At 71.8% G+C, this 7,834-nt stretch carries 3 protein-coding genes; 2 read left to right on the top strand and 1 reads right to left on the bottom strand.

Annotation, left to right across the window (positions count from 1 at the left end; translation table 11 throughout):
- Positions 1 to 379 precede the first annotated feature (379 nt).
- Complete coding sequence (locus BST14_RS06580; RefSeq protein ID WP_083063769.1) at positions 380 to 1,279, top strand: SDR family NAD(P)-dependent oxidoreductase; 900 nt, start codon at positions 380 to 382, stop codon at positions 1,277 to 1,279.
- On the top strand, positions 1,269 to 2,834 hold the full coding sequence (locus tag BST14_RS06575; protein ID WP_083063768.1) for an AMP-binding protein: 1,566 nt from the start codon (positions 1,269 to 1,271) through the stop codon (positions 2,832 to 2,834). Before BST14_RS06580 ends, BST14_RS06575 begins: the two co-directional genes overlap by 11 nt.
- 8 nt (positions 2,835 to 2,842) lie before the next feature.
- On the opposite strand, the gene BST14_RS06570 is transcribed toward BST14_RS06575, so the two are convergent.
- Entirely contained in the window at positions 2,843 to 7,675 is a 4,833-nt protein-coding gene (locus tag BST14_RS06570; protein WP_083063767.1) for a cation-translocating P-type ATPase, read from the bottom strand.
- Between the last annotated feature and the right edge of the window lie 159 nt (positions 7,676 to 7,834).

Here is a 7,834-nt window from a genome sequence, read left to right as displayed (position 1 = left end):
GACGTCAGGGCCGACACGGCCACGCCCGACGCTGCGAGAACTACTGCTGAACCAAGGGAACGAACGACGTGACGTGCAATCATGCCGCCATTGTGCCCAGCCGACACGCGCCTTAAACACCCGAAACACCGAAATTACCGTGTTCTCATAAATCTAACCGCCGCGACTGCCGACGGGCTGAGATTGGTTGTGCGCGACGCCATCCGGCGCGGGCTCCCGGGTCGGTCGTGCCCGCCGGTCGCCGGGCGCCCGGTGGGCCACACCACCGGGCCGGAGCGCGGACCCGCACCGCGGTGTGGTCTGCTACTCGTAGTTACGAGCGGGGTTACGGTGAAGCAACAGCCGACCTCGGCAGACGGCTCGAGCGGATGCGGCGGCGATGTTGAACGCACTAACGCAGGCCCTGAACACGGTCACGGACCACCTGGCCAACCCGGCGCGGGTGTCCGATCCCGACAGGTTGCGCATGGCGGTCTGCGGCAAAACCGTCTTGGTGACCGGCGCGTCCTTCGGCATCGGTGAGGCGACCGCGCGCAGCCTGGCGGCCGCGGGGGCGACCGTCCTGGTCGTCGCCCGCTCCGAGGAACGGCTCTGCGACGTCACCGCGTCGATCAATGCCGGTGGGGGCCAAGCGGTCGCCTACCCGACCGACCTCACCGACGAATCCGCGGTGAGCGCCCTGACCAAGCGGATCACCGAGGAGCACGGCCCGCCCGACATCGTGGTGAGCAACGCCGGCAAATCGTTGCGCCGCTCCCTGCATGACCAGTACGACCGGCCGCACGACTTCCAGCGCACGATCGACATCAACTACCTCGGGCCGGTGCGGCTGCTCCTGGGCCTGCTGCCGGCCATGCGCGGCAACGGCAGCGGGCACATCGTGAACGTCTCGAGTGTTGCCGTGCGGGTGGCGCCGGGCCCGCAATGGGGTGCCTATCAGGCGTCGAAGAGCGCCTTCGACCGCTGGTTGCGCAGCGTGGCTCCGGAATTGCACACCGACGGCGTCGATGTGACCACGGTCTACTTCGCGCTGGTCCGAACCAGGATGATCGCGCCCACCCCGCTGCTCGGCCGCCTCCCCGGCCTGTCGGCGGACGAGGCCGCCGACGCGATCGCCAAGGCGATCATCGAGCGGCCCCGCACCATCGAACCGCCCTGGGTGCTACCGGCCGAACTGGCCTCGGTGCTGCTGGCCGGGCCGGCCGATTACGCCGCCCGACTGTGGCACCGCCGGTTCTTCAGCGAGTCCGACACCGACGAGGCCGACAATGACGAATGACCGGGTGATTCCCACCGCCGCCCGGGCCCTGCTGCGCTCGGGCCTGTTGAGTCCGCCGGCGCCGCTCGCGGGGTTCCGGCTTCTTCGCGAGCTACGCCGGGGCGGTACCAATCCCTACACGCTGCTGGCGGTCACGACGGCCCGTTGGCCCGACCGCACGGCGATCGTCGACGACGACGGCGCGCTGAGCTATCGCCAGCTGCAGCAAGTGACCGAGTCGCTGGCCCGGCGGTTGGCCGACGACGGCGTCGCACCCGGGCAGGCGGTCGGGGTGATGTGCCGCAACGGACGGGGTTTCGTGGCGGGTGTGTTCGCCGCCGCCCTGCGGGGCGCCGATGTCGTCCCGATGAGTACGGAGTTCCGCAGCGACGCGCTGGCGGCGGCGCTGCAAGCGCACCGCATCTCCACCGTGGTCGCCGAGAGCGAGTTCGGCGGGCGGCTGCGGGCCGCGGACGAATCGGTCGGCACCGTCGATCCGGCGACGGCCGGCACCGACGAGGGCGCCCGCAGACCGCAAGTCGCCGCCCCCGGCCGCATCGTGCTGCTGACATCGGGCACCACCGGCACACCCAAAGGGGTGCCCCGCACACCGCAGATGCGCTCCGCGGTGGGCGTGTGGGTGACCATCCTCGATCGCACCCGACTGCGCGCCGCGTCGCGAATCTCGGTGGCAATGCCCATGTTTCACGGATTGGGGCTGGGCATGCTGATGCTGACCCTGGCGCTCGGGGGGACCGTGCTCACGCGCCGGGAGTTCGACGCCGAAGCCGCGCTGGCCCAGGCGTCGCTGCATCGCGCCGACTCCTTCACCGCGGTGCCGGTGGTGCTCGCGCGCATCCTGGAGCTGCCCGAGCGGGTGCGGGCGCGAAATCCGCTGCCCTACTTGCGGACGGTGATCTCCAGCGGCGACCGCCTCGACCCCACGCTGGGCCAGCGGTTCATGGATGCCTACGGCGACATCCTGTACAACGGCTACGGCTCCACCGAGGTCGGTATCGGTGCGCTGGCCACGCCGGCCGATCTGCGCGAAGCGCCCGAAACCGTCGGAAGACCGGTCGTGGGATGCCCGGTGCGGATCTTCGACAAGAACGACCGGCCGGTCGGGCCGCGGGTCACCGGGCGGATCTTCGTCGGCGGCGAGCTGACCAGCGACGGCTACACCGACGGCGCCGCCAAGGCCGTCGTCGACGGCATGACCAGTACCGGCGACATGGGCTATCTGGACAACGCGGGCCGGCTCTTCATCGTCGGCCGCGAAGACGACATGATCATCTCCGGCGGCGAGAACGTCTACCCGCGTGCGGTCGAAAACGCGCTCGCCGAGCACCCCGCCGTCGTCGAGAACGCGGTCATCGGAGTCCCCGACGAACGGTTCGGTCAGCGCCTGGCGGCGTATGTGGTCACGCGGCCGGGCAGCGGGATCGACGCGGACGAGCTGCGCGAATATCTGAAGGGTCGGGTTTCTCGCTTCGAACAGCCCCGCGACATCAACATCGTGGACAGCATTCCGCGTAACCCGACCGGCAAGGTGCTGCGCAGAGAGCTATCCGGCTGAACGCTTGCTCACTCTTCGCCGGGCTCCAAGGCGGCGACCTGCTTGGCCAGCCAATTGGGTGCCAGCGCCGAGATCGCGGTGGCCCCCGCCGTCGAACCCAGCACTCCGGACCAGGCGACCGGCCCCAGCGGCGTGCACCCGAAGAACTGACTGATCACCGGGGTTTGCACGATGCCGACCAGGACGCCGGCGCTGCCCAGGGCGGTCGCCAGGACGAGCGGGCTGTGCCGGCGTGTCAGCAGCGTCTGCGCCAGCTGCGTCGTCACGAGCGCCGTCAAACCCATTGTCGCCGTGCGACGTTCGGTGCCCGGTGTCCAGCGTCCGATCGCCCAGGCGGCCGTCGCCCCGGCGGCGGTGACGGCGCCGCGCGTGACGATCTGGCGCATCAGCGGGGCGTCGAGCGAGGGCGTGGCTCCGGTGAGCACGGTGCGGCGGTGCAGGCGGCGCGCCTCCTCGGCGGCCTCGGCCGATTCGTACTCGGCTTCGTCGGGTTCGACGTATTGCGAGGTGACGGCGACCGCGAGCGCGGGGAACATGTCGGTGAGCAGGTTGACCAACAGCAGCTGACGGGTTCCCACCGGGGCGCGCCCGGCGCCGAAGGCGGTGCCGATGATGGTGAACAGCACCTCACCGACGTTGCCGCCGACCAGGATGGTGACGGCGTCGCGAACGCCGGCCCACATGCTGCGGCCCTCGACCAGGGCGTCCATCAGCACGCCCAAATCCTCGTCGGTCAGCACGATGTCGGCGGCGCCGCGGGCGGCCGAGGAACCGCGGCCGCTCACCCCGATACCGACGTCGGCCATCCGGATCGCGGCGGCGTCGTTGGCGCCGTCCCCGACCATCGCCGTCACCCGGCCGCTGCGCTGCAGGGCGGCCACGATCTGCACCTTCTGCTCCGGGCTGACGCGGGCGAACACCTGCACGTCGGCGACCAGCTTGGCGCACGCGTCCTCGTCGAGGCCGGCGAGTTCGGCGCCGGTGATTACTCGCGCGCCCTCTGGCAGGCCCAACTGCCGGGCGATCGCCCGCGCGGTCACGGGGTGGTCGCCGGTGATCAGCACCACGTCGCGGTCGGCGTCCACCAGCGCCTCGATCAGCGGACGCGCCGACGCCCGTGCGGTGTCGGCCAAACCGACGTAGCCGAGCAGCTCGAGGTTCTTCGCCGCGGCGTCCACAGCGTCGGCGTCGGTGTCGTCGTCGTCGGTCTCGTGCTTCCAGCCGCGCTGCGCCACGGCGAGCACCCGCAGCCCCTGCTCGGCAAGGCCATGCACCACCGCCTCGGCCCGCGCCCGGTCGGCTTCCGGGTCGGCGAACCTGCAGCGCGGCAGGATGACCTCGGGGGCCCCCTTGAGGACCAGCACCGGCGCCTCCTCGGGCTGGCCGTTGTCGTGGCCCACGGTGCCGATCGCGGCGGCGAAGCCGCGGCTGGATTCGAACGGCACCTCCGCGACCATCGCCCAGTCCGAATCGCTCTGGCCGTTCAGCGAACTCGCCGCAATCAGGATCGCCTCGTCGGTGGCGTGCGCATGCCCCTGGCCCTCCTGCGGCTGAGCCGACGCGCGCGCCGCGGCCCGCAACAGCCCGGCCGATTCCGGGTCGGTCAGCTTGGGGAAGGGATCGTGCGGGTCGACGTCGTCGGGCACCGCGCACACCACGCGCAGCCGGTTCTCGGTGAGCGTGCCGGTCTTGTCGAAACAGACGGTGTCGACGCGGCCCAGCGCCTCGATGGTGCGCGGCGCGCGGACCAGGGCCCCGCGCGCGGTCAGCCGCTGGGCGGCCGAGAGCTGGGACAGGGTGGCCACCAGGGGCAGGCCCTCGGGGACGGCGGCCACTGCGATCGCGACGCCGTCGGCGACAGCCTGGCGCAGCGTCGCGCGCCGCAGCAGCGCCAGCGCCGACACCGTCGCGCCACCGGCCAGCGTCAGGGGCAGCACCTTGCTGGTTAGATCCCGCAGGCGGGCTTGAATTCCGGCCGCGGTCTCCACGTCGGCCACGGCCGAGATCGCGCGGTGTGCGGCGGTGCCCACCCCGGTGGCGGTCACGATCGCCCGGGCATGCCCGGCGACGATGGTGCTGCCCTCGAACAGCATGCTGGCGCGGTCGGGGTCATTGACCGCGACGGGATCCACCTGCTTGTCGACCGGGAGCGATTCGCCGGTCAGCAGGGACTCGTCGACCTCGAGGTCTTCGGCGATCAGCAGGCGGGCATCGGCGGGCACCACTTCCGGTGCGGCCAGGTCGATGACGTCGCCGGGCCGCAACGACTTGGCGGACACCGTCACCGTGCGGGTCGCGTGTCGGGCGGCCTCGAGCCGGCGGCGGGTCGTCGCGACGGCCGGGACAATCACCCGGCGCACCAGCTGGTCCTGCTCGGCGAACAGCTCGGCGGCGGCCGACTCGGCCCGGAGCCGTTGCGCCCCACCGGTTATCGCGTTGACGGTCATGACGCCGGCGACCAGCAGCGCGTCGATGTTGCTGCCGACGATCGCCGAGGCCGCCGCGCCGACGGCCAGGATGGGGGTCAGCGGATCGGCGAGCTCGGTGCGGGTGGCGGCCGCCAGCCGAACCGCGTTGTGCAGGGGCTTGCGCAGGGGCTGCAATGCCGGGCTGTACGACAGGTCGTCGAGGCGGCGCCGCCAGGACGGCTCGGTCTCGACGGCTATCGGCCGCGCGCCGCCGGCCAGCCGCGAGTAGACGATCTCGGGATCCAGTGCATGCCAGGCGGTCAGCGGTTGTGGTGTGGGGTCCGGCAGCCGGAGCACCCGGGCGGCTGAGAGGGTTGCCGCCAGCAGCGCGGTGGCCGCGGCGGCATTGACCGGGTTGAGCCAGCGGCGGAAGCTCACCGGGCTGGTGCCCGCCTCCTGTTCACCGGTGACCAGCAGCAGACCGGCCAGTGTGGTTCCGCCCTGCGCCAGGTGCACCGCCGATTCGCTGGCCGACCGGGCCACGGGGATCGCCGAGAGGATGCGCACCGCGTCGGCCAGATCGGTGCCGGTGATGATGTCGGCGGTCCACGCCGTGGCGGCGCGCGGATCATCAAGGGCCACACCGATATCGGCGATCGCGAGCGCCGCTAGGGTGTCGGTCGAGGCGAAGTCCCGATGCAACGCGGTGATCAGCAACACCGGTCCACGGTCGGCGCGCAGCTCGCGGACGACGTTGAGCAGCGGCGTGCCGGGCGGGTGCGTGGTGCCGACGCTGGCGGTGAGGTCCTCGGTGCCCGCGACGTGGCGTAGTACCACCCGCGCGCCGGTGCGGTTCGCGGTCTGAAAGAGCGGGATCGCGTAGGGATCGACCTCCCAGCCCACGTCGACGCGGCCGACGCACTCGCCGTCGACGATCAGCTCGGCCCTCTCCAGGCCCTGCGCGGGCGTCGCCGAAGGTCCTTGGGTGCGAACCCATTTCAGCCGAGCGCCGGTCGCGGGTAGCTCGTCGGCGTCGGGCTCGGGTGCCTCTTCACCGTGCAGCAGCGCGTCGGCCACCTCGTAGACCCGGTCGTCGTCCCAGCCGGGAGCGTCTCCGCGGACCCGCAAGACCGCGCGGTGATCGCCGCGCAGCGCGGCGCCGTCGATGACGACCACCTTCACCCGGTCCAGGCGGCGCAGCGCGCCCGGGTCGAGGACCAGTTGCCCGGAATTGGCGAGCCCGCGGCCCAATATCGCCGCGAACGCCTGGCGGCCCATGTGCGCGGCCCTGGGCACCCCGGCTTCGATGGCCGCGGCCGCGTCTTCGGTGCCGCCGCCGGCGACCAGCGCGCTGACCGCGGCGATCAGCGAGCCGTTGGCCGCCGAATCGACGTAGCTTTCCACCGGCCCGGCCATCGAGCCTTTCGCCTTGTCCATCGCGGCGTCGATGGTGCCGCCGACCACGACGTGGGAGGCCTCGCCGGCGGCCGCCGCGGCCCAGCTGTGCCGGGGCACCTCCGACTTGGCCGAGGAGATGACGGGCACAACCGGGGCCTGCGGCCGCTCGGGGGAGGCCAGCTGCGGTTCGCGGTCGCGCCACACGCGGCGGTGCGCCGACGCCTCGGAGACCTGCAGCGTGCGTTGCGTCAGATCCAGCAGCGGTGTGCCGAACGATTGCGTCAAACCGTGGGCGGCGGCCGTCGTAGCGGCCAGCGCGATGTCGGTGCCGACCCGGCCCAACCGCGCCTCCAGGATCGCGACCATCCGCGGTTGATGGTTGATGAGGGCGGCCGCGGCCCGGGTGGTCTGCGGCGCGGCCGGCAACCGGGTCACCCATCCGGTGACCGCGGCCCCCATCGCGACGACATCCATTGCGGCCGCGGTCAGGGGCACCAAGATGGCCAGCGGGTTGCCCGGGTCGGCGAACGGCGCGGACATCGGCGATGACTCCGACTTCGACCAGGTGATGTCCGAGGCGATCGAGGAGACCGTGGCGCGCAGCTCGTCCAGGACCGCGTGGCCGTCCGCATCGTCGGACAGCTCCACCACCAAGCGGCCCAGCGAGCCCTCGACATGGGCCTTGGCCACACCCGGGATCCGGCGCACCGGCTCCTCCACGGCGGGCGCGTACTCGTGCCAACGCGGGAAGGGCAGCAGCGGATCCAGATCCAGGTGCACTCGGTTTCCGCTGTGCCAGCGCACCGGCGGCAATATCTCGGCGGGGGAGCCGCCGGACGAACCGTTCAGTCCGATCGCCCGGCCCGTCGTTTGAGCAATCGAGTCGATGACCGGGCCGGCGAGGTCGGTTACCGGACTGGCCAACGTCTGCAGCGCGCCCGCCGCCCCCGCGGCGGTGGACACACCGGCCCGCACCACCTGCGCGGCTCCGCCGGCCATGCCCGCGACGACGCTGGAAACGCCGGGAATCTTCACTCGTCACCCTTCACTACGTCTACCGCGCCTAATGATCCTGACGTGTGGTGGACCTGTCCACACCACGGCCGGGAAGGTAAACCGTGCGACGACACCGATGACGATGCAGGTCGGGCCTCCCTTAGAGAGAAAGGGGTGCGATTACGTCCCTGCTCCAAG

It is taken from the genome of Mycobacterium arosiense ATCC BAA-1401 = DSM 45069 (assembly GCF_002086125.1).
Classification (GTDB): Bacteria; Actinomycetota; Actinomycetes; order Mycobacteriales; family Mycobacteriaceae; genus Mycobacterium; species Mycobacterium arosiense.
This window is presented reverse-complemented; position numbering and strand designations above follow the sequence as displayed.

Bases quoted from the DNA above. Each gene is read 5' to 3' on its own strand.
- BST14_RS06575 (WP_083063768.1), top strand. From the start codon at position 1,269: ATGACGAATGACCGGGTGATTCCCACCGCCGCCCGGGCCCTGCTGCGC.
- BST14_RS06580 (WP_083063769.1), top strand. From the start codon at position 380: ATGTTGAACGCACTAACGCAGGCCCTGAACACGGTCACGGACCACCTG.